The following is a 23,285-nucleotide window of genomic DNA, read 5'->3' as shown; positions in this document are numbered from 1 at the left end:
TTTCTATCATAGGTGATTACAGTCCGCAACATTTCTAAATATAAAGAAGAATATCCTACGGTCATTACCATAGGCACCTTTGATGGTGTACATATAGGTCACCTTAAAATACTTAGTAAAATCATAAATCATGCCAAAAGTACCGAATTAAAATCTTCGGTTCTTACGTTTTTTCCGCATCCGAGAATGGTCTTACAAAAAGATGCGAATATAAAACTGCTGAATACCATAGACGAAAAGATTGATATTTTAGAAAAACTTGGTCTAGACGTACTTATAATACATCCTTTTACCAAAGAATTTTCTCGCCTTACAGCTATTGAGTTCGTACGCGATATACTCGTAAATACGTTAAAGATCAAAAAAGTAATTATAGGTTATGATCATAGATTTGGTCGTAATAGAAATGCCAATATCACAGATTTAATCACTTTTGGCAACACGTATGACTTTACTGTAGAAGAAATTCCTGCTCAAGAAATCGACGATGTATCTGTAAGTTCTACCAAAATCAGAAAAGCATTAGAAGATGGCGATATTGAAACCGCTAACAGCTATTTAGGCTATGAATATATGCTTACCGGTACAATTATAAAAGGCAAGGGCATAGGCAAACAACTGGGTTACCCCACGGCAAACCTATCTATTGCTGAAGACTATAAGCTAATACCAAAAAATGGAGCTTACGTTGTAAATAGTATTCTAAACGATATAGTAGTTTACGGTATGATGAATATTGGCTATAACCCAACCGTAAATGGCACCGATAAATCTATAGAGATCAATTTTTTCAATTTTGATGCAGATTTGTATGACCAAAAAATTCAAGTTAATATTTTGGTTCGTTTAAGAGATGAACATAAATTTGAATCTATTGATGCCCTAAAAGCTCAATTGGCAAAAGACAAAGAAAAATCTCTAGACTATATTAAAAATTAATTATGCTCAATAGGTTATTATTTCAACGCATAGATAATAGCCCTTTAATCATCTTTCGTATATTTTTTGGCATACTCGTTTCTCTTGAATGCTTCGGCGCTATTGCTACTGGTTGGGTAAAGCGGAATTTAATCTCTCCCAAGTACACTTTCCCTTTTATAGATTTTGAATTTCTACAGACACTGCCCGGTAACGGCATGTATTTCTATTTTATATTAATGGGGTTACTAGGTCTTTTTATTGCCGTAGGGTTCAAATATCGATTAAGTATCATATCATTTACCGTGCTGTGGACTGCAACATATTTGATGCAAAAGACGGCTTATAATAATCATTACTACCTACTCATATTGATATCGTTGATTATGTGCTTTTTTCCTGCGGAAAGAAGTCGGTCCTATGATGTTAACATGAAACCTGAACTAGAAAGCAATTCTATGTATGCCTATGTAAAATGGGCAGTAGTGCTACAATTGTTTATAGTCTATGTTTACGCTTCAATTGCTAAAATGTATGGAGATTGGCTTGATTTCAGTACCATAGCCGTATTAATGCATTCTAAAAAAAACTACTGGTTAGTTGGTGATATTTTACAAGAACCGTGGATACATAGTATAATTGGATCGGTTGGCATTCTGTTTGATTTACTCATTGTACCAGCTTTACTTTGGAAACCAACAAGAAAAGCTGCTTTCTTTATTTCATTATTCTTTCATCTATTTAATTCCGTCATATTTCAAATCGGTATTTTTCCATATCTATCGATTGCTTTTAGTGTCTTCTTTTTTGAACCAGAAACCATTCGTAAGATATTTTTCAAAACTAAACCGGCATTTGTATCATCCTATTCTTCAACACCAAATTATAGCAACACAATTCTAGTAACAGCAACTATCTACTTCATAATTCAATTAGTATTACCTATAAGACACCATGCCATTAAAGATGATGTACTGTGGAGTGAAGAAGGTCATAGAATGAGCTGGCGAATGATGCTGCGCAGTAGACAGGGCAAAGGCAGATTTAAAGTAGTTGACAAAGACACTAAAGAAGAATTCATCATAAAACCTAAAGATTATGTATCCAGAGGTCAAGAACGCAAAATATTTGCTTATCCAGATTTCGCTTGGCAGTTTGCCCAATATTTAAAAAAAGAGTTTGAGAAAAACGACAGAAACGTTTCAGTATATCTAGAAAACTCTAAAATTAGCATCAACCGTAAGCCATACGTACCCTTTATAAACGCTAAAACTGATCTTGCAGCAGAGACTTGGCACCAAACAAAACATCACGACTGGATTCTCCCCTCAAACTTCGGAAACTCTAAAAATTAGTTAATACGTGTTTAGTCCTCAAAGTACCTGCTATAAATATAAGATTAACGTAAATTTGCAGTCAAATACAATTCAATAATGTTACAAATACAGACCATTAGAGATAATCAAGAAGATATTATCCTTGCCCTTGGAAAAAGAAATATTGATGCACAACCCTTAATTGAAAAAGTGCTTCAATTAGATGAAAACCGACGTGCTGCCCAAACGAGTTTGGACAACATTTTGGCGGAATCGAATAAAATTTCCAAAGAAATTGGTGTGTTGTACAAAACAGGAAAAGCTCAAGAAGCAAATTCCTTAAAAGAACAAACGGTAAAATTAAAGGAAGAATCTAAACAATTAGCTGAAGATTTAAACTTAGCTGAAGAAGAGTTACAAACACTTCTTTATCAATTACCGAATGCGCCGCATGCTTCTGTTAAAAAAGGTTCGACTGAAGAAGATAATGAAGAAATATTCAGCGAAGGTGATATTCCTAAATTGGCTGAAGGTGCCCTACCACATTGGGAACTTGCAAAGAAATATGACATCATAGATTTTGAATTAGGTGTTAAAATTGCAGGCGCAGGGTTCCCGGTTTACAAAGGTAAAGGTGCCCGTTTACAACGCGCACTTATTGCTTATTTCTTAGATAAAAATACCGAAGCTGGTTACACTGAAATTCAAGTTCCGCATTTGGTAAACGAACTTTCAGGTTATGGCACAGGTCAATTGCCAGACAAGGAAGGTCAAATGTACCATGTAACTGCAGATGATCTTTATTTAATACCAACTGCAGAAGTACCGGTTACAAATATTTTTAGAGATGTTATTGTAAACGAAAGTGATTTTCCTATTACATATACAGGGTATACTCCGTGTTTTAGAAGAGAAGCAGGTAGTTATGGTGCACATGTACGTGGTCTAAACCGCTTACACCAATTCGATAAAGTTGAAATTGTACGTGTAGAGCATCCTTCAAAATCATATGATGCCTTAGATGGTATGGTTGAGCATGTAAAAAATATTCTACGAGAATTAAAATTGCCATACCGAATTCTAAGACTATGTGGTGGTGATTTAGGTTTCACAGCTGCACTTACGTTTGACTTTGAAGTGTTCTCAACTGCACAAGACAGATGGTTAGAAATTAGCTCTGTTTCTAACTTTGAAACATATCAGGCTAATAGATTAAAACTACGTTTTAAGGATGAAAACGGAAAGAATCAACTAGCTCATACATTAAATGGTAGCTCTTTGGCCTTACCACGTGTTTTAGCCGGAATTCTAGAGAATTATCAAACTGCAGACGGAATTAAAATTCCTGAGGTGTTAGTACCTTATTGTGGGTTTGATATGATTGATTAATTACTAAAAATGCTGTTTTCTATTAAATGATAGATTTTGGCTAAAATATAATATTGAATAAAACGTCGTATAACCCCTGTTGTACGGCGTTTTATATTAAAAAAATATACCTAAAAATATGGAAATGATAAAATCATCTTTTCATTTATAACGCTACACCCCAACCCCATCAATATTCATTATTTTAGTAAAACGTTCAATTTTCATTAGTAACATGAATTGATAAAATTTAAAACCTTCTACATTATGAATTTCAAATTCAATTACTATTTGTTGATTATCAGTATGATATTATTCAGTTGCTCTGATGAAAAAATTACGGAAAATATAGAATTTGATATTGAAGAACTGACTATCACTGACATTCATAAAGCTTATGAAGCCAAAACCCTTAATAGTCAACAATTAGTACAATCATATTTAAATAGAATTGAAAAATATGATACTTCAATAAATGCCCTTACTACAATAAATAAAAATGCTCTTGACATTGCTAAATCTCTTGATGAAGAATATAAAAAAACAGGCATTTTACGTCCTTTACACGGCATACCGTTAATTGTTAAAGATAATATCAATACAGAAGGTTTACCTACTACTGCCGGTTCACTAGCACTGCAAAACTATATACCTGAAGAAGATGCGTTTATTATTAAAAAACTTGTTGAAGCTGGTGCCATAATCATTGCAAAATCTAACATGGCCGAATGGGCATTTAGCCCTATGCACAGCGAAAGTTCAACAGCTGGCACGACTAGAAATCCATATAACACCAATTATGTACCTGCTGGATCTAGTGGTGGTACTGGTACTTCGATCGCTGCTAATTTTGGAACTATAGGGCTAGGAACAGATACCGGAAATTCCATTAGAGGTCCGTCATCTCACAATGCATTAGTAGGGTTTAGAACCACCCTAGGTTTAGTTAGTAGAAGCGCAATTGTTCCGCTTTATTTGAGAAATGATGTAGTCGGTCCTATGTGCCGAACTGTTGAAGATGCAACTAAAGTATTAGAAGTTATTGCAGGTATAGACCCTAAAGACCCACTAACAACATATTCAGAGGGGAAGACACCAGCAGATTACACACAATTTCTTAAAAAAGATGCCCTAAACGGCTCAAGAATAGGTGTTCTAAGAACCTTAAGTGATGACAATCCGCATTCTGAAATAAATCAATTATTTAATAATGCACTTCTCCAATTAGACTCCTTAGGTGCTTCGGTCATCGATTCGGTTATTGTACCTGATTTTCAGAACTTAAAACAAAACCAATGGTGTGCCACTTTTCGCGAAGATGTCGAGACTTTTTTATCCGATTACGTTAAAAATGATTCGCTAAAAACCATTGAAGATATTATTGAAGTAGGAAGCAAGTCGGATTTTGCGAGAGAAAGGTTAGTAAGAAATGCCGCCCATACTGGAAGATGGGACGATTCAGAAATACCCTGTTTAGATGCCTATACAGATATACGCAGAGTTGCTTTTAGAGAAGCTATTGAAAATATGATGGATTCTTTACAACTAGATGCCATGGTATATCCATCATGGAACAATCCACCAGCACCTATTGATCAATTTCAAGAAGAATATAAGGGAGACAATAGTCAAACTATTAGTCCGCATACGGGGCAGCCAGCTTTTACAGTTCCTATGGGTTTTACAAGTAAAAATCTACCTGCGGGACTTCAGTTTCTGGGCAGAATGTATGACGAGCCTGTTTTAATAGGACTTAGCTATTCTTATGAACAGGGCACCAAACACAGAAAATCACCCGATTTAAAATAGCATCAACTTTCACATTAAGGTTCGAATAGGCTAATTTCTATTCCTAGGCGTATATAAACAGACAGTCTTTTATTTGTCTTAAATTTTACCTTAAATACTTATTATGAAAAACCTCGTCTTACTTTTAATGTTATCGGTCTTTCTTGCTTGCAGTAACCAAGATGACAATACTAATATCGAAGAGGTAACGGAAGAAAATGAAAATTTCAACGCTATACCAGTCTACAACCACGCATATATTGAAAATTTTGAGGTAGACCAAGTTGCGTACATTGCTTTAAATGCAACTAATGCTTATGTATTGGTTGATCCGTTTGAAGATGATGTTGCAGAATCAATTGCTGCAATAAAAGCAAATGGCAATCAATTAGCGGCATATATAAGCATTGGCACAGGTGAAGATTGGAGAGATGATTTCAATCAGCTTCAACCTTTTTTAACTGCAGAACAATGGGCAGAGTGGCCAGGTGAATATTTTGTAAATACTACCACTACCGGAATAATCGATGTTATGAAAGCTCGAATTGATAAAATTGCCGATTTAGGTTTTGATTGGGTAGAATTCGATAATATGGATTGGGCTTTATATGATGACACACGAGAAACTTATGGCATTCAAGTATCGAAAGAAGATGGTATTGCCTATTATAAAGAGCTTTGTAATTATGTACATGAAAAAGGTATGAAATGCATGGCAAAGAACTTCGTTGAAAATGCGGAAGATTTTGATGGGGTAACGTATGAATCATACAATGATGAGAAAAATTGGTGGGATACCTCCGGAGCACAAAGTTTTTTAGATAACGAAAAACTCGTTATTATAATTCATTATAACGAAAGCAACTGCGATCAGGTTTATGCTGATTACCAAGCTATTTACAACGAAGATCTTTCGTTTATCTGCGAAGACACCACACTTAAAAAATACCTTCATTACAATGAATAGGTAGAAGAGATTATCGACCTTTAGTATAACTAAGTATTTGTATTATGAATTGGGCACTATTAATAATCGCGGGTCTTTTTGAGGTAGCCTTCGCATTTTGTTTAGGTAAAGCCAAAGAAACCACTGGTAATGAAATGTACTTATGGTATGTTGGGTTTTTAGTTGCACTTGCCATAAGTATGATACTATTAGTGAAAGCGACACAAACATTACCCATTGGTACCGCATATGCCGTGTGGACAGGTATTGGTGCCGTAGGTACAGTACTAGTTGGTATATTCGTATTCAAAGAACCAGCTACTTTTTTACGTTTACTTTTCATTACAACATTAATAGGTTCTATTATAGGTCTTAAAGTAGTATCTCATTAATACTATAGTTATTACAAGAATTACTCACTAAAAAATAAATACTATTATCGCATAAAATCAAGTGCTTGTTAGCATCTACTTAACAACAACTTACTGCATTCTATGTATATTTGATTATGCGCTTTATCTTTTTCATAATAACATATTTAGCACTTTCTATGTTTGCCTTTGCTCAAGATGATTTCTTAGCAAAGCAATATTTTGCTGATGGTGATTTTGAAAAAGCAGTAGTTTTTTACGAAAAACTAGTAGAAAAAAGCCCGAGAAGAACGGAATATGTTCAAGATTTAGTTGCTTGCTATCAGCAATTAGAACGCTACCAAGATGCTGAAGATTTTTTAAACCAGCGTCTAAAAGACCGTAATCCCTACCCAACATTATTAATAGACTTAGGTTACAATTATGCCCTTCAAGAAAAAGAAGAAATGGCACAAACGTATTATGACAAAGCTTTAGATATCATCTCTAAAAATCCTAATTATGGATATGCCATAGGTCTTCAGTTTCAAAAATACAGTCTTTTAGATATGGCTATAAAAGCCTTTCAAACATCAATGAAACTAAATCCGGCACTAAACTTCAACTTTCAACTTGCCAGAATTTATGGAGAACAAGGCAATGTCGAAGCAATGTATAACTCATATCTAAATCTTGTTATTGATGGCAAAACATCTAAATCTAACATATTAAGGAGTATTGATGATTTCGTTTCTGAAGATGCGGAAAACAAAAACAACATACTCTTAAAAAAAGTACTATTAGAACGCGCACAAAAGAATCCAAATATTCTTTGGAACGAACTTTTAAGCTGGTTATTCGTTCAGCAAAAGCAATACGGCAGTGCGTTCAGGCAAGAAAAAGCCATTTTCAAACGTATGAACGGCAGCTCTACAACTCGCTTAGAAAATTTAGGCAACGATGCTCTAGATAATGAAGAACATGAAGTTGCCAAAGATATTTACAGCTATATTATTGAAAATACCAGCAATAAAATAACCCAATTAGATGCAGAGTTAAACCTCATTGACATTGAATTATTGAATGCTTCTACCAATCAATTAGATGCTATTCAAAAAAAATACGATGACTTAGTAGATGAATATGGCTACAAAACGCAATCGTTACAACTTCAAGTAGCCTATGCTAATTTTCTAACGTTTACAAAGAATGACCCAGCGCCTGCAGAAAAATTGCTGAAGAATAGTTTAGAACTACCATTAAATGATAGAGGTACCGCATATTTAAAATTAGCATTAGGTGATATTTTGGTTTATGACAAAAAGTTTAACGAAGCACTCATCTACTTCTCTCAGATTCAGCAAAAATTAAAGAACGATGTACTTGGTCAAGATGCCCGTTATAAAGTAGCACAAACTAGTTTCTATAAAGGAGATTTCGATTGGGCATTAACGCAATTAAAGGTATTGCGAAGTTCTACCTCTCAACTAATTGCCAACGATGCTATGCAATTGAGCCTATTGATATCAGACAACTCACTTGAAGACTCTACCCAAACTGCTCTAAAAAAATATGCTAGGGCAGATTTTTTAGCCTATCAAAATAAAACTGATGAGGCAATTACAGCATTAGGCGATATTTTAGAAAATCATAAAGGAGAAAAAATTGAAGATGAGTCACTTTTAAAACAAGCACAATTATTTGAGAAGCAAAAAAAGTACGAAGAGGCGCAACTAAACTATCAAAAAATCATCACATTCTACGGTAATGGCATTCTAGCCGATGATGCCTATTATGCTCTTGGCGAATTGTATAGAAAAGTATTGAACGATCCGTTGAAAGCTAAACAGCAATACGAGAAAATCATCTATAATTATCAAGACAGTTACTACTTTCCTGAAGCAAGAAAGAACTTTAGAATTTTACGTGGAGACGCTATAAATTAAAAACAGGTATTATCTAATTCGTTTTAAGCCCTAGTTGAACTAACTTTGCATTTCAAATAGAACTTGATAAACCCATGTATATATATAACGTTACCACGAATGTAGAAGAAACAGCTCATGAAACCTGGTTGCAGTGGATGAAAGAAACACATATTCCAAAAGTACTATCAACAGGTAAATTCTTGAGTGCAAAATTCGCAAAAGTATTAGTTGAAGAAGATATGGGCGGCTTCACGTACTCGGTACAATATACCGTAAAAGACAAAGCTACCTTAGAAAGATACTATGAAGAAGACGCACCTGCGCTAATAGAAAGTATTCAGAAGAAATTTGCTGGTCAATTAGTTTCTTTTAAAACGGAATTAGAAGTAGTAGATGAATTCTTTGTACAAAGAGCAACTGCTACTCATTATCTATTTACGTACGGAACTTTACAAGAATTAGAAGTACAATTGGGAATTTTCGCAAGACCTTTAAACGGATTCGAAGACGAATTACCTTTATATGCATTATCTGATACAAAAGTAGCTAACCTCTACCCTACCCTTCAACATACAGGTATTAAAGAAGATGCTATAAAAGGGCAAGTGTACACCCTATCTCATCAAGAATTACAAAAAGCAGATAGATACGAAGGTGAAGCTTACGAAAGAATTGAAATTCAATTGGCTTCAGGAAAAAATGCTTGGGCATATATTGCAAAATAAGGCACCGTTAAATTAGAGCTATGGGAACGAAAAGAAAGAAGAATAAAGGTGATAAGTATGCTCATAAAAAGCAATACGAAAAAGGTCCTGTAAAAGCAAAGAAATACCTAGGCCAACACTTCTTAAAAGATGAGGACATTGCCCGACAAATAGCCGAAACACTATTACAACAAGATTATAAGAATGTAATAGAAATTGGTCCGGGTACTGGAGTACTTACTAAATACCTTCTTTTACGAGATAGTAATTTAGTGGCTATGGATTTGGATACGGAGTCCATCACTTACTTAAATGAGACCTTCCCTCTAGAACACCCCAAAGCATTTGAAGGTGACGGTACTTTTAAGGTAATTGAAGCAGATTTTTTAAATTTTGATACTTCAACCCTTTTTGGCGATGAGCAATTTGGTATAACTGGTAACTTCCCATATAATATCTCTACGCAAATAGTTTTTAAAATGTTAACCCTTAGAAATCAAATACCTGAATTTTCAGGAATGTTTCAGAAAGAAGTCGCGCAACGTATTTGCTCACCAGAAGGCAGTAAGGCATACGGTATTCTTTCGGTTTTGGTACAAGCTTTTTATGAAGCGGAATATCTTTTCACCGTTGAACCAGATGTTTTTGATCCTCCCCCAAAAGTACAGTCGGGCGTATTACGATTAACTCGTAAAGCAAATTTTGAACTTTCTTGCGATGAGCAACTATTGTATCGTGTGGTAAAAACTGCATTTAATCAACGTAGAAAGACCTTACGTAACAGTTTAAAAACATTTACATTATCAGATAATTTAAGAGAAGATACTATATTTGACCTTCGACCAGAACAATTAGCTGTCGACGATTTTATAGCATTGACGAACAAAATAGTAAATGACACCCTTTAAGCTAACCGAAGAATTTGTAGTAGAAATAGAACAGCTCATTGAACATAACAATGATGCTGAACTTAATTCTATGCTAGGTGCTGTGCATTATGCCGATGTCGCCGAGATCATTAATGAATTAGATAAGGAAAAAGCTACCTATCTAATTAAGTTATTGGATAGTGACAAAACCTCAGATGTCCTTACCGAGTTAGATGAAGACGTTCGTGAAGCTATATTAAGTAGTCTTTCTACAAAAGAAATTGCTGGTGAACTAGAGGAGCTAGATACCGATGATGCTGCAGATATCATTGGCGAGCTACCCAAAGATCAGATTCAAGACGTTATCTCTAAAATTGAAGACAGGGAACATGCAAAAGATATCGTTGATCTATTAAGATATGCTGACGATTCTGCTGGCGGACTTATGGCAAAAGAGCTTGTAAAAGTCAATGAAAATTGGAATGTGCTTACCTGTGTAAAAGAAATGCGGGCACAGGCAGAAAATGTTACGCGTGTACATTCCATTTATGTAGTTGATGACGAAGACAAACTAAAAGGAAGATTATCGTTAAAAGATTTACTGACCACTTCGACCAAATCTCACATTAAAGACGTTTTTATAAAGAACGTAGATTCTGTCAATGTCAACGAAGACCCAGAAGAAGTTGCTAGAATAATGAGTAAGTATGACTTAGAAGCCATACCAGTAGTTGATGAAATAGGCAGACTGGTAGGTCGTATTACCATTGATGACATTATAGATGTTATAAAAGAAGAAGCTGAACGCGATTACCAGATGGCAGCGGGTATATCACAAGATGTAGAAGCAGATGATAGCATTTTGGATCTTACAAAAGCACGTTTACCATGGTTAATTCTAGGTCTTTTTGGTGGTGCAGGGGCAGCTGTAATTATGGGAGGTTTTGAAGAAATGTTTCGCGAATATACTGTGCTATTCCTTTTTACCCCACTTATAGCCGCAATGGCAGGTAATGTTGGTGTTCAGTCTAGCGCTATTATTGTTCAAGGTCTGGCAAATGATGATATTAAGGGAAGTATAGGTAGCCGATTGATTAAAGAAATGCTTTTGGCATTACTGAACGGATTTATTCTTTCGTGTTTATTATTGATTTTTACATGGATATGGAAGGGAGATTTCCCTACCTCATTGGCAATTTCCATTTCGTTAATTGCGGTAATCGTAGTAGCAGGGTTCATTGGTACTTTCGTTCCATTATTTTTAGATAAAAGAGGTATAGATCCTGCCATTGCAACCGGACCTTTCATTACAACCAGTAATGACATTTTCGGTATTTTAATCTACTTCTCTATTGCAAAATTGATTTTAGGCATTTAATAAACAGCTCATCTTCTTTTTAGAATAGTGGCGCTTTGCTTATCTTACTATATCAAATTTTACATTCACAGAAAATAAACTATCCCTTTTTCCAAAAGCAGGATGAAATGAACATACATGAAAAGTATCAACCTAAAAGAAAAGTATGATCACGTAAATAACTTTTGGCATCCGCACCAAATAGGTATTGTTGATGATATGCAAGTTTTATTAGCGAAGATTAAAGGTGAGTTTGTATGGCATTCACATGAAAATGAAGATGAACTTTTTCAAGTTGTAAAAGGCACGCTTTATATGCAATTTAGAGACCGCACCGAAGTTGTAAAACAAGGCGAAATAATAATAGTACCCAAAGAGGTTGAGCACTGCCCAATGACCAAAAACGATGAAGAAGTACACGTTATGCTTTTTGAAAAAGTAAGCACTGCCCATACCGGAAACGTTGAAGACGAAAAAACAAAAACAGATTACCCCAAAATATAATTAAGCATAAATGAAAGTATTACACGTAGATATAAATCACCCACTAATAATTGAGCAATTTTCTGAATTAGGTTTTCAGAACGATGAAGATTATAGCTCATCAAAAGAAGAAATAGAAGCCAAGATCGAAGAGTATGACGGACTCATAATTCGAAGTAGATTCTCCACAGATGCTGCGTTTTTAGACAAAGCAAAAAACTTAAAATTTATAGGAAGATTAGGCGCCGGTTTAGAAAATATAGATACACAACATGCTAAGTCGCTCGGTATATTTCTTGCTGCCGCACCCGAGGGCAATCGTAATGCTGTAGGTGAACATGCTTTAGGTATGCTTTTATCCCTTTTTAATAAGCTGAACACGGCAGACAAAGAAGTAAGAAGTGGCAAATGGGATCGCGAAGGCAACCGTGGCATTGAGCTAGAAGGTAAGGTTGTTGGTATTATCGGCTATGGCAATATGGGTAAAGCATTTGCTAAAAAACTAAAAGGTTTTGACGTAGAAGAGGTTATTTGTTATGACATTAAGGGTGGTGTAGAAGATGAAAATGCACGCCAAGTAGGCATTATAGAATTTCAAAATAGGGTCGACGTCATAAGCTTACATGTACCACAAACAGAATTAACAATTGGTATGGTCGATGCTGAGTTTCTTGAGAAATTTAAAAATCCTATTTGGATTATTAATACCGCCAGAGGTAAATGCATAATAACTACGGATTTGGTCGATGCCTTAAAATCAGGTAAAGTTATAGGTGCAGGTTTAGATGTACTGGAGTATGAAAAAGCCTCTTTTGAAAATATGTTTACAGATAACAATTTACCTGAAGCATTTCAATATCTAATTAAATCTGATCAGGTAATACTATCACCACATGTAGCAGGGTGGACGGTAGAAAGTAAAATAAAATTGGCCCAAACGATAGTAGATAAAGTGAAAACTAAATTTTTAGAATGATATGAAATACAAAGCCAACTCTCCAGACGAATATATTGCTCAATTAACGCCAGAACGTAAAGCGGTAATTGAAAAGCTAAGAGGTATTATTTTGCAAAATTTACCCAATGGTTTTGAAGAGCAATTAAGTTATGGCATGTTTGGGCTATGTAGTACCACATTCTTTATATCCGGCAGGGTATCATGTACAACCAGAACTACCGTTGCCTTTTATTAATTTGGCTTCCCAAAAAAACTTTATTGCACTTTATCACTCCGGCATATATGCAGACCCTGCTTTAATGAACTGGTTCAAGAACGAATACCCTATTCATTGCAAACGTAAGCTAGATATGGGCAAAAGTTGCGTTCGTTTTAAAAGTATGGATGATATTCCGTACGAGCTCATTGCAGAACTATGCACCAAAATGACTCCGACAGAATGGATTAGTTTATACGAGAAGAATATCAAAAAATAAATCGATATGAAAAAAAGAGTAACAGGTTTAGGCGGATTCTTTTTTAAAACCAAAGATCCAGACCAATCAAAAAATTGGTACAACAAGCATTTAGGGCTGAATACAGATCAATATGGCTGTACTTTTTGGTGGAAAGACAAAGAAGGAAATGATTGCTCAACACAATGGAGCCCCATGAACGACGATACCACTTATTTTGAACCTAGCCAATCTAGTTTTATGATGAATTTTAGGGTTGAAAATCTTGTAGAACTATTAGAAGTTCTGAAGAAAGAAGGAGTTACGGTTGTTGGTGAGATGCAAGAATTTGAATACGGAAAATTCGGATGGATTTTAGACCCTGACGGAAATAAGCTAGAACTTTGGGAACCAATTGATAAAGCATTTCTATGATGTTTAAATAATTGCTACATTTAACCCTTAATAATAACCACCAAACAACAAAAAAATGTCAGACGAGAATAAAGATTTTGGAGATAAAGCAGAAGATGCTTTTGACAGTGCTAAAGAATCAGCAAAAGAGTTTTCTGATGATGCTAAGAAAGCCTTCGAAAACAGTAATGTAGACAATGGAAAATCTGTTGCTATAATTTCGCATATAACCTTTATAGGATGGATAGTTGCTCTTATTATGAACAATGGCAATAAAACTGAATTAGGTAGTTATTACATAAGGCAAACTCTAGGAATATGGATTTTGACTCTTGTATTAAGCTGGATACCTATTGTTGGTTGTTTTGCTTTTATAATATGCCTGGTTTTAGTCGTTATGAGTTTAATTAATGCTGCTAATGAAAAACAAGTACCGACGCCTGTTTTGGGTGAATATTTCCAAGATTGGTTTAAAAGTTTATAAATCTATAAGCCAGTTGAGATTTCAGCTGGCTTTTTTTATATTTATTATTATCGTAATATAGCAATATATAAATATGAAATGGGAGTTACTAAAACACAAATATTTAATGTAGAGCAGAATCAATTGGCGATTATATTTAAGGTATTGTCCAACCCTGCACGTATTGCCATTCTACAATATATAAGTCGGCAAGATGCATGTATATGTAATGACATCGTTGATGAAATTGGTTTGGCTCAGCCTACTATTTCACAGCACCTAAAAGAACTAAAAAGTATTGATTTAATTAGAGGTGAAATAGAAGGTAAAAAAGTATGCTATTGCATCAACTTAGCAAAATGGACAGAGATACAAACTTTACTGAATTCTTTCTTTGACACTACTAAAAACAACTGCTGTTAATAAGCTTCAATATGAATGATATAACAATTAGAGAAATGTTACCGACCGATTGGGAATTCGTTGCTAATATTTACAAAGAAGGCATTGATACTGGCATTGCTACTTTTGAAACCAATGTACCCACCTATAAAGCTTGGGACAAAGCACATATGAGCACCTGCCGTTTTGTTGCTATAAGCACAACTGAAATTATGGGTTGGGTTGCGCTCTCCCCTGTTTCTAATAGATGTGTTTATGGTGGCGTCGCAGAAATAAGTGTCTATATCTCTAAAAATAGTAGAGGAAAGGGCTTGGGTAAATTATTATTAGAACATGTAATTACAGCAAGCGAAAAAGAAGGTGTTTGGACGCTACAATCAGGTATATTCCCCGCAAACCATAGCAGTATAAAAGTCCACGAAACCACCGGTTTTAGAATGATCGGCAAACGCGAGCGCATTGGCAAACTGCATGGCAAATGGGTAGATAATGTGCTCTTTGAACGACGAAGTAGTGTTGTTGGTATAGACTAAATTACGCTTCCGTTTCAGGATTTTGAGATTCATGTAATTTACGTTCCAATTCTGCCTGAAACTCCTCCATTACAGGTTTTACTGTACTCTCAGGTAAATCTGCAATCTTAATATACATTAATCCGTCTACCGAATTATTGAACAATGGATCTACGTTAAATGCTACCACTTTCGCATTCTGCTTGATGTATTTTTTAATTAAAACCGGTAAACGTAAATTACCAGGTTCTACCTCATCAATTAAACGATCAAACTTATTTAAATCTGCCTGGGTTTCATCAAAAACGAACTCCTTATCAGCATCATTTAGCTTCACTTTGAATTCCTTTTTTGGTCTTATGTATTGCGCTACATAAGGATCCCAATAATTAGACTTCATAAATTCGATCATCAACGATTTAGAAAAGTTTGAAAACTGGTTGCTGATACTTACCCCACCTATTAGGTACTTATGTTCTGGAAATCGTAAAGTAGTATGCACAATCCCTTTCCAAAGTAAAAATAATGGCATTGGTTTTTGCTGATATTCTTTAGTGATATAGGCACGACCCATTTCAATAGAGTGTTCCATCATATCATACAATTCAGGTTCTACCCTAAAAAGATCTTGAAGATAAAAACCATCAATACCATGTTCAGGGAAAATTTCAGAACCCATTCCCATTCTATAAGCACCTACAATACATTTAGCCTCGGCATCCCATAAAAAAAGATGATGATAATAGCTATCAAAACTATCCAGGTCAATCGCTTTATTCGTACCCTCGCCAATGGCTCTAAAAGTTACTTCACGTTGTCTTCCTATTTCCTTCAAAATAAAAGGCATGTCTTTTTCCTTCGCTAGAAATACCTCATAATTTTTACTTTGAAGTAAACGACAGTCTTTCTCCCTAAGTTTTTCAATTTCACCCTCCATAACCTCTTTACGGACTGCATCTGCAATTTTCTTTGGTTGCTTAGGTATTTTAAGGGAAGTAGGTATTTGATCTATTAAACGTTCTTTCTCGTATGCGTTAGATAGCATATACGTTTTACGACGCAGAAGATCAGTGTATTCTTCTAAACTCTGTTGCTCTTTTTGTGTAGCTACAGAAATAGGCTGCCCTATTCTCACCTTTATTGGTCTATTTCTTTGCGAAAATACCTGAGAAGGAATCATTGCTGTTCGTAACGAATCTCCCAATTTAGAAATGCGATAAAACAACGAACTGTTCTTGGCATGAAAATAAATAGGCACCACAGGTACATTTGCCTTTCTAATCAATTTTAAAGCGGCTTCTTCCCAAGGTTTATCTACAATGAGCTTACCATCTTTATGTGTAGAAACTTCACCAGCAGGAAAAACCCCTAATACGTGACCATCTTTTAAATGCTCTAAAGTTTTCTTGAATCCGGCTAAGTTACTTCTAGCATCTTTATGTTCAGTGAAAGGATTAACAGGCAGAACGAAAGGCTCTAGCGGCGCCATTCTTTGTAATAAGAAATTAGCCATTATCTTATAATCGGGTCGTTGTTTCACCATTAACTTGAACAACAAAATACCGTCAATAGCACCTAACGGATGGTTACTTATAGTCACATACGGACCCTCTTTCGGCAAACGTCTAAAGTCTTCTTCAGGAATTTCGTAGTCAATTTCGTAAAGCTTTAGAATAGCATTGGCATACTCTTCACCTTCTAAATGGGCAATGCTATCATAATCTCTATTTATACGAGATAAACGCGTCACCTTCAGTAGTACCCAGCCAATAAAAGTACCAAACACCCCATATTTAGAGAGATTGATAGCAATGGCAATTTCCTTTGCGGTAACTAAACCCATAAATCAACATCGATTAGACTGTAAATATAGGAAAATAGCGTTTGTAGCTACCTATTAAAAATTACTGAAATGACCTTTGCATTACTTCACAACCAACTGTACCGTTTCTGTACCACGCTGTTCTAATAATAACTCATGACCATTCTGCAACGATTCTAACGCTTGAGTATTAAAATGTCTAATGGTGTATAAAGAAACATTCTCATGATGAGCAACTTTAAACTTACTTTTTAGTTGTTGTAGCAGCGCTTCTAATCCGCCAAATTTATTATCGATACAAACAGAAAAACTAATAGCGGAATTCTGAATTAAATCTACCTTAATTTTATGTTGATGAAACAATTTAAATAGCTCGCTAATACTATCTTCTACTATAAAAGAGAAATCAAGTGAGGACAATTTCATTAAAACCTGATTTTTTTTTACTATAAAGCAAGGTACTTTTGGCTCTATTCCAACACCTTTACCAACAGTAGTTCCTTTACCTGTTGGATTTACAAAGGATTTTACATGAAGTGGAATTTCTTTTCGCTGTAAAGGTTGTAATGTTTTTGGGTGAATTACAGATGCCCCGTAAAATGCTAATTCTATCGCTTCTCTATAAGATATATTATTTAGCAATTGCGTTTCTTTAAAATACCTAGGATCGGCATTTAAAACGCCTGGTACATCTTTCCAAATAGTAACCGAATCGGCATTTAAACAATAGGCTAATATTGCAGCAGAATAATCTGAACCTTCACGACCCAATGTAGTAGTAAAGTTATTGTCATCACTACCCAAAAAACCTTGAGTAATATTCAATACCTTTTGATCAATTTTAGTTACGTTCTTTTGAGTACGCTCCCAATCTACCGTGGTATCTCTATAATTACTATCTGTTTTAATAAAGTTTCTAACATCTAACCAATTATTTTTGATGCCAATTTCTTTAAAATAGGCACTGATAATAGTGGTAGAAATCAATTCTCCGTAGCCGACTATTTGATCATATACGAAGTTATAATTGGGCGATTTATTCCAAACTAAAAAACCGTTGATCTCATCGACCAATATTTTTATATCCTTATAAATAGCATGCTGTGCATTAGGAAATAAGTCTTTTATAATACCATGATGATAGTCTACCATCTCGGCAACCTTAGAAGGTATTTCCTTCTTATCATTAAAATAAGCGTTTATAATATCTTCCATAGCATTGGTGGTCTTACCCATTGCCGATACTACCAATAGCGTATTTTCATACCCTACTTCTTTTAAAACCTTAACTACATTTTTAACCGCATTTGCATCTTTAACCGATGCTCCTCCAAATTTAAAAACTCTCATATGTTATTGCTATCTAAATTTTATAGTTCTTTTTCAATTAAGCTAACGCGCTTAAATACTCTTTCATGCCTGCTTCATCTAACTGAACAACATCCCAATCTCTCATTACATTGGCTCCTTTACTTTCGTAAAAACCAATTGCAGGTTCGTTCCAATCGATCACTTCCCAGCTTATTCTTTTTACACCTAACTCATCACCATATTTAACGACCTCATTTAAAAGTGCCGTACCTAAACCACTACCACGCATTTCTTCGGTAACAATTAAATCTTCTAAGTGAATAACAGGGCCTTTCCAAGTAGAATACCTAGGGTAAACCAAAGCCATACCTACAATTTTATCATTCTTTTCTGCAACAAAACAGTGAAACAATTTCTGTTTACCAAAACCATCTTCCTCTAAGTTCTGCACACTTACTTCAACGGCATCATCTTCCTTTTCAAAAGAGGCTAATTCTTGTATTAAATGAAGCACTTGGCTCATATCTTCTCTCTGGGCAACTCTAATTGTATAATCCATAATTGTTACAAATAAAACACAAAGTTATAAATTTAAAAAATGTAATTAAAATCAAAATTGAACGTTTAACAAAATACACGATATTTGTATAAACCATAAACTAAAAGATGTCTCCAAAAAGAAATCAGACCCTAGGGGAGTTTATTATTGAAAATCAAGATTCATTTCAATATTCCTCAGGTGAATTATCAAAACTTATTAATGCCATTAGATTAGCCGCTAAAGTTGTTAACCACGAGGTGAGCAAAGCAGGTCTAATCGATATTTTAGGTGGAGTTGGCGAAACTAACATACAAGGTGAAGATCAACAAAAACTTGACCTTTTTGCCAATGATAAATTTATTCAGACTTTAAAAAACAGAGAAATTGTTTGCGGTATCGCATCTGAAGAAGAAGATAGTTTCATTAGTATAAATAGTAATGACGACAATCATCAAAATAAATATGTAGTACTTATAGATCCTTTAGATGGGTCTTCCAACATTGATGTCAATGTTTCGGTAGGTACTATTTTCTCAATTTACAGACGTATAACTCCCGTAGGCACACCAGTTACTATGGAAGATTTTTTACAACCTGGTAATAAACAGGTTGCTGCAGGTTACGTAGTGTACGGCACGTCTACCATGTTAGTATATACAACTGGTGATGGTGTAAATGGCTTTACCTTAAACCCTGCGTTAGGTACTTTTTACCTATCTCACCCAAATATGAAGTTTCCTGAAAATGGCAGAATCTACTCTGTAAACGAAGGAAACTATGTACATTTTCACCAAGGGGTTAAAGATTACATTAAGTATTGCCAAATGGAAGAAGACGACAGACCTTATACCTCTAGGTACATAGGATCCTTAGTTTCTGATTTTCATAGAAACATGATAAAAGGTGGTATATATATGTACCCAAAAAGTAGCGTAAGTGAAAGCGGTAAACTAAGATTGTTATACGAATGTAACCCTATGGCTTTTTTAGCCGAGCAAGCAAACGGAATAGCAATTGGCGGTAAAAATCGTATTATGGATATTCAACCAACAGAACTCCATCAACGGGTTCCGTTTTTCTGCGGAAGCAAAAACATGGTCGAAAAACTACAAGAATTTTTAAATAAATATCATTAATAAAAAAAGGGAGCAAATTGCTCCCTTTTTTATTCTTACTTTTTTCAAAGCTTAATGTTTTACTAAGTATAGATAATCATCAAAATCTATTCTACCACCAAAAATAGCTACAGAACGTTCTATAATAACATCTGCTTTTTCTTCAGTAAAGCCAAGACCAATAGCATACTTCTTAATTAATAGTCTTTCTTCATCATCAATTTCATGATCGGAATACACGATTCTAAACAAGTCGTATAAACGCTCTAATCGTTTCTCAGAATCTGGCGTAGAATCGATAGGATATTTATTTTCTTTCTTAAACACCTCTAAATACTCAGAATCAGTGATATCTAATTTAGTAGCGAAACGATCTAATAACTTTTTTTCTTCAGTACTAATTTCACCATCAATAGATGCTAAAGTTGCCAAAGCTGCAAAATGAGCTAAGTTTCTTCTGTGCTCACCGCTACTATATAAATCTGCAAAAGACATATCTTATTTTTTAATTATTGAGCAAATATAATTTTTTTAGAGGTCATAGTTTAGTTTGTTATCAACTTTGTTTGCATGCAAAATTTGTAACTTGATGTCGCTATGAAAACTCCTCTATTACAATTTACAAACAATGGCATTTATTGTGAAAAAGCGAAGGTTTATCTTGACCCGTGGAAACCAGTAGACCATGCCATTATTTCGCATGGGCATGCAGACCACAGTCGGTACGGTCATAAAAAGTATATTACCCACCACAGAAATGTTCCAATTATTCTACATCGATTAGGTGAAATTAATGTTGAAGGAAAAGAATGGGGAGAGTCTTTTGTTATCAATAATGTAAAATTTAGTCTTCACCCAGCAGGTCATATAATAGGTTCTTCACAAATACGTGTAGAACATAAAGGCGAGGTTTGGGTATTTACAGGTGATTACAAAACTGAAAACGATGGAATCTCTACTCCGTACGAACCCATAAAATGCAACACCTTTATTACCGAATGTACTTTTGGACTTCCAGCATTTAAATGGACGCCACAAGCAGAGGTGCTAGAGAACATTAATAATTGGTGGGCAGAAAATAAAGCCGAAGGCAAAACATCTATTCTTTTCGGGTATAGCTTAGGAAAAGCTCAGCGGCTGCTAAAATATTTAAATACTGATATTGGTGAAATATATACTCACGGCGCTATTGAGAATATGACGGAGGTATTGCGACCCTTAGTAGATTTTCCAAAAACCACTCTTATTACTAGAGAAACGAAGAAAGAACAATTGTTGGGCAATATAGTGTTGGCACCGCCAAGTGCACACGGCAGCACATGGATAAGAAAAATGGTACCTTATGTAACCGCTTCCGCAAGCGGATGGATGACCTTTAGAGGTGCCCGAAGACGCAGGGCAATTGACAAAGGTTTTGTTTTAAGTGACCACTGCGATTGGCCGGGACTTCTAGAAAGTATTGAGGCAACGGGAGCAGAAAAAATTATTTCTACACACGGATACACCGATATATTTTCTAAATATTTACGTGAACAAGGGTATGACGCACGCACCGAAGCAACACAATATGGAGAGGAAGAAATAGAAGCTGCCGTAGCCTCAAAATCATCTATAACAGCATGAAAAACTTCGCACTCCTTATAAAAACATTAGACAGTACCAATAAAACTACGGTTAAGGTACAGGCACTGACCAACTACTTTTTAAAGGCTAACGATGCCGACAAAGTATGGACAATTGCTATATTATCTCATCGTAGGCCGCCACGACCAGTGAACACTACCCTTCTAAGAACTTGGGCATCAGAATTGGCGAATATTCCTTTATGGCTATTTGAAGAGAGTTATCATATTGTAGGTGATTTAGCAGAAACCATTGCTTTGGTCATACCTGCGGCAAATCAATCATCAGACAAGAGTTTGACGGTTTTCCTTGAGGAAATGATTGCCTTAAAAAAGAAAACCGACGATGATAAAAAAGCATATCTCTATGAAAACTGGAAAGTGCTTAACTATTATGAACGCTTTGTGTTTACAAAACTCATTACTGGCGGATTCAGAATTGGAGTTAGCCAAAAACTGATGACCAGAGCATTAGCAAAAGCAACCGAGATAGATGAGGATATTTTAGCTTACAAACTTATGGGTAATTGGGACCCTAACACTATTTCTTTTCAACAATTGGTACTTGAAGAAAATGAGAGCGATTACCTGTCAAAACCCTACCCATTTTATTTGGCTTATGCTATAGTGGGTAAAGCGTCAGACCTTGGCGATATTAATGAATGGTCTGCAGAACATAAATGGGATGGTATTCGTTCGCAAGTAATTCTTAGAAACGATGAAATATTTGTGTGGAGCCGTGGTGAAGAATTAGTGACCGATAAGTATCCAGAATTTAAAAAGTTCGTTGGTGTTATTCCTAATGGAACTGTTATTGATGGTGAAATTCTACCCTATGTTGAAGGAACCATAGGTACTTTCAATGATTTACAGACTCGAATTGGTCGCAAAAATATATCCGCAGCATTATTAAAAAAAGTCCCGGTTATATTAAAAGCTTATGATATTCTAGAGTGGGAAGGAAAAGATATTCGCCAAACACCTTTTATTGAGCGTAGACGTATATTAGAAAACATGTTTCAAGATGTATCTACTAACCAAGAATTGGGTAAGGTCACTGAGCGGAGCCGAAGTGAGGTCAATGAGCTTAGCCAAAGTGATATCCCTCTTTACCTTTCTGAAACAATGCACTTTAATTCTTGGAATGAATTGGCTCAAGAAAGAGACCGTTCTCGCGAAATGCATAGTGAGGGACTCATGCTCAAAAGAAACGATTCTCCTTATTTAGTAGGACGAAAAAAAGGCGATTGGTGGAAGTGGAAAGTAGACCCATTAACTATAGATGCTGTATTAACATATGCGATGCGCGGACATGGTAGGCGAAGTAATCTTTTTACAGATTATACCTTTGCACTTTGGAAGGATAATGAAGAAGGAGAAAAAGAACTGGTAACGTTTGCCAAAGCCTATTCCGGATTAACAGATGCAGAATTCAGAAAGCTTGATGCCTGGATAAAGAAAAATACGCTAGAAAGATTTGGACCAGTACGTAGTGTTACTCCACATCACGTTTTTGAAATTGCTTTTGAAGGCATAGCACTTTCAAAGAGACATAAAAGCGGAATTGCCACTCGTTTTCCAAGAATGTTACGATGGCGGAAAGACAAGAATATTCATGAAGCGAATACCTTGGATGATTTAAAATCACTAATACCTAATTAATC

At 35.2% G+C, this 23,285-nt stretch carries 23 protein-coding genes and 1 pseudogene; 20 read left to right on the top strand and 4 right to left on the bottom strand.

Translation table 11 applies throughout. The annotated features are described in order from the left end of the window. Nucleotides 1-12: 12 nt before the first annotated feature. The 17 genes and pseudogenes from Q0871_RS06085 (at nucleotide 13) to Q0871_RS06000 (ending at nucleotide 15,231) form a co-directional block, all read left to right on the top strand. On the top strand, nucleotides 13-939 hold the full coding sequence (locus tag Q0871_RS06085; protein WP_299319500.1) for a bifunctional riboflavin kinase/FAD synthetase: 927 nt from the start codon (nucleotides 13-15) through the stop codon (nucleotides 937-939). 2 nt (nucleotides 940-941) lie between these two features. Continuing rightward, nucleotides 942-2,273, top strand: a complete 1,332-nt coding sequence (locus Q0871_RS06080; RefSeq protein WP_299319496.1) for an HTTM domain-containing protein — start codon at nucleotides 942-944, stop codon at nucleotides 2,271-2,273. A gap of 78 nt (nucleotides 2,274-2,351) precedes the next feature. Beyond that, nucleotides 2,352-3,623: a serine--tRNA ligase gene (gene serS / locus Q0871_RS06075; RefSeq protein ID WP_299319493.1), complete on the top strand. Its 1,272-nt coding sequence runs from the start codon at nucleotides 2,352-2,354 to the stop codon at nucleotides 3,621-3,623. 246 nt (nucleotides 3,624-3,869) lie between these two features. Next, nucleotides 3,870-5,411, top strand: coding sequence for an amidase (locus Q0871_RS06070; RefSeq protein ID WP_299319489.1), 1,542 nt, complete (start codon nucleotides 3,870-3,872; stop codon nucleotides 5,409-5,411). A 103-nt stretch (nucleotides 5,412-5,514) separates the two neighbouring features. Then, a complete protein-coding gene (locus Q0871_RS06065) occupies nucleotides 5,515-6,357 on the top strand; it encodes an endo alpha-1,4 polygalactosaminidase (protein ID WP_299319486.1) in 843 nt (280 codons plus the stop codon). A 44-nt stretch (nucleotides 6,358-6,401) separates the two neighbouring features. Then, nucleotides 6,402-6,728, top strand: coding sequence for a multidrug efflux SMR transporter (locus Q0871_RS06060; protein ID WP_299319483.1), 327 nt, complete (start codon nucleotides 6,402-6,404; stop codon nucleotides 6,726-6,728). 116 nt (nucleotides 6,729-6,844) lie between these two features. Next, on the top strand, nucleotides 6,845-8,632 hold the full coding sequence (locus Q0871_RS06055) for a tetratricopeptide repeat protein (protein WP_299319479.1): 1,788 nt from the start codon (nucleotides 6,845-6,847) through the stop codon (nucleotides 8,630-8,632). 74 nt (nucleotides 8,633-8,706) lie between these two features. Then, nucleotides 8,707-9,339, top strand: a complete 633-nt coding sequence (locus Q0871_RS18735) for a DUF4286 family protein (RefSeq protein WP_367275131.1) — start codon at nucleotides 8,707-8,709, stop codon at nucleotides 9,337-9,339. A 20-nt stretch (nucleotides 9,340-9,359) separates the two neighbouring features. Then, nucleotides 9,360-10,226 (top strand): 16S rRNA (adenine(1518)-N(6)/adenine(1519)-N(6))-dimethyltransferase RsmA, encoded by an 867-nt coding sequence (gene rsmA / locus Q0871_RS06040; protein ID WP_299319475.1) that lies wholly within the window; start codon nucleotides 9,360-9,362, stop codon nucleotides 10,224-10,226. After that, nucleotides 10,213-11,565 (top strand): magnesium transporter, encoded by a 1,353-nt coding sequence (mgtE, locus tag Q0871_RS06035; protein ID WP_299319470.1) that lies wholly within the window; start codon nucleotides 10,213-10,215, stop codon nucleotides 11,563-11,565. Before rsmA ends, mgtE begins: the two co-directional genes overlap by 14 nt. A gap of 117 nt (nucleotides 11,566-11,682) precedes the next feature. Beyond that, nucleotides 11,683-12,048 carry a cupin domain-containing protein gene (locus tag Q0871_RS06030; protein WP_299319468.1) on the top strand — a complete coding sequence of 122 codons (366 nt, stop codon included), beginning with the start codon at nucleotides 11,683-11,685 and terminating at the stop codon, nucleotides 12,046-12,048. 10 nt (nucleotides 12,049-12,058) lie between these two features. Beyond that, entirely contained in the window at nucleotides 12,059-13,003 is a 945-nt protein-coding gene (locus Q0871_RS06025) for a 2-hydroxyacid dehydrogenase (protein WP_299319465.1), read from the top strand. A gap of 1 nt (nucleotide 13,004) precedes the next feature. Continuing rightward, a pseudogene (locus Q0871_RS06020) lies at nucleotides 13,005-13,461 on the top strand (DUF1801 domain-containing protein). 6 nt (nucleotides 13,462-13,467) lie between these two features. Then, nucleotides 13,468-13,854, top strand: a complete 387-nt coding sequence (locus Q0871_RS06015) for a VOC family protein (RefSeq protein WP_299319462.1) — start codon at nucleotides 13,468-13,470, stop codon at nucleotides 13,852-13,854. 55 nt (nucleotides 13,855-13,909) lie between these two features. After that, entirely contained in the window at nucleotides 13,910-14,317 is a 408-nt protein-coding gene (locus tag Q0871_RS06010; RefSeq protein ID WP_084134948.1) for a hypothetical protein, read from the top strand. A 78-nt stretch (nucleotides 14,318-14,395) separates the two neighbouring features. Next, nucleotides 14,396-14,719, top strand: coding sequence for a helix-turn-helix transcriptional regulator (locus tag Q0871_RS06005; RefSeq protein WP_299319453.1), 324 nt, complete (start codon nucleotides 14,396-14,398; stop codon nucleotides 14,717-14,719). Between the two features lie 11 nt (nucleotides 14,720-14,730). After that, a complete protein-coding gene (locus Q0871_RS06000; RefSeq protein WP_299319450.1) occupies nucleotides 14,731-15,231 on the top strand; it encodes a GNAT family N-acetyltransferase in 501 nt (166 codons plus the stop codon). A gap of 1 nt (nucleotide 15,232) precedes the next feature. On the opposite strand, the gene Q0871_RS05995 is transcribed toward Q0871_RS06000, so the two are convergent. The 3 genes from Q0871_RS05995 to Q0871_RS05985 all read right to left on the bottom strand — a co-directional run bounded on the left by Q0871_RS05995 (nucleotide 15,233) and on the right by Q0871_RS05985 (nucleotide 18,902). Beyond that, nucleotides 15,233-17,053: a lysophospholipid acyltransferase family protein gene (locus Q0871_RS05995; RefSeq protein ID WP_299319446.1), complete on the bottom strand. Its 1,821-nt coding sequence runs from the start codon at nucleotides 17,051-17,053 to the stop codon at nucleotides 15,233-15,235. A gap of 81 nt (nucleotides 17,054-17,134) precedes the next feature. Further along, complete coding sequence (locus tag Q0871_RS05990) at nucleotides 17,135-18,382, bottom strand: aspartate kinase (protein WP_299319442.1); 1,248 nt, start codon at nucleotides 18,380-18,382, stop codon at nucleotides 17,135-17,137. Nucleotides 18,383-18,419: 37 nt separating this feature from the next. Beyond that, the gene (locus Q0871_RS05985; protein ID WP_299319438.1) at nucleotides 18,420-18,902 is read right to left on the bottom strand and encodes a GNAT family N-acetyltransferase; all 483 of its coding nucleotides are present in this window, start codon (nucleotides 18,900-18,902) and stop codon (nucleotides 18,420-18,422) included. A gap of 107 nt (nucleotides 18,903-19,009) precedes the next feature. On the opposite strand from Q0871_RS05985, the gene fbp reads away from it, so the two are divergent. Continuing rightward, complete coding sequence (gene fbp / locus Q0871_RS05980; protein ID WP_073241995.1) at nucleotides 19,010-20,020, top strand: class 1 fructose-bisphosphatase; 1,011 nt, start codon at nucleotides 19,010-19,012, stop codon at nucleotides 20,018-20,020. A gap of 51 nt (nucleotides 20,021-20,071) precedes the next feature. Here the strand turns inward: fbp and Q0871_RS05975 are convergent, their stop codons facing one another. Beyond that, a complete protein-coding gene (locus Q0871_RS05975) occupies nucleotides 20,072-20,494 on the bottom strand; it encodes a TerB family tellurite resistance protein (RefSeq protein WP_299319432.1) in 423 nt (140 codons plus the stop codon). Nucleotides 20,495-20,596: 102 nt separating this feature from the next. On the opposite strand from Q0871_RS05975, the gene Q0871_RS05970 reads away from it, so the two are divergent. Next, nucleotides 20,597-21,622, top strand: a complete 1,026-nt coding sequence (locus Q0871_RS05970; protein ID WP_299319428.1) for a ligase-associated DNA damage response exonuclease — start codon at nucleotides 20,597-20,599, stop codon at nucleotides 21,620-21,622. Further along, nucleotides 21,619-23,283, top strand: coding sequence for an ATP-dependent DNA ligase (locus Q0871_RS05965; RefSeq protein ID WP_299319425.1), 1,665 nt, complete (start codon nucleotides 21,619-21,621; stop codon nucleotides 23,281-23,283). Before Q0871_RS05970 ends, Q0871_RS05965 begins: the two co-directional genes overlap by 4 nt. Nucleotides 23,284-23,285 lie beyond the last annotated feature (2 nt).

The organism is uncultured Maribacter sp. (assembly GCF_947500985.1).
Lineage (GTDB): Bacteria > Bacteroidota > Bacteroidia > Flavobacteriales > Flavobacteriaceae > Maribacter.
Note: the sequence above shows the minus strand (reverse complement) of the source record. Positions and strands in the feature narration are given on the sequence as shown.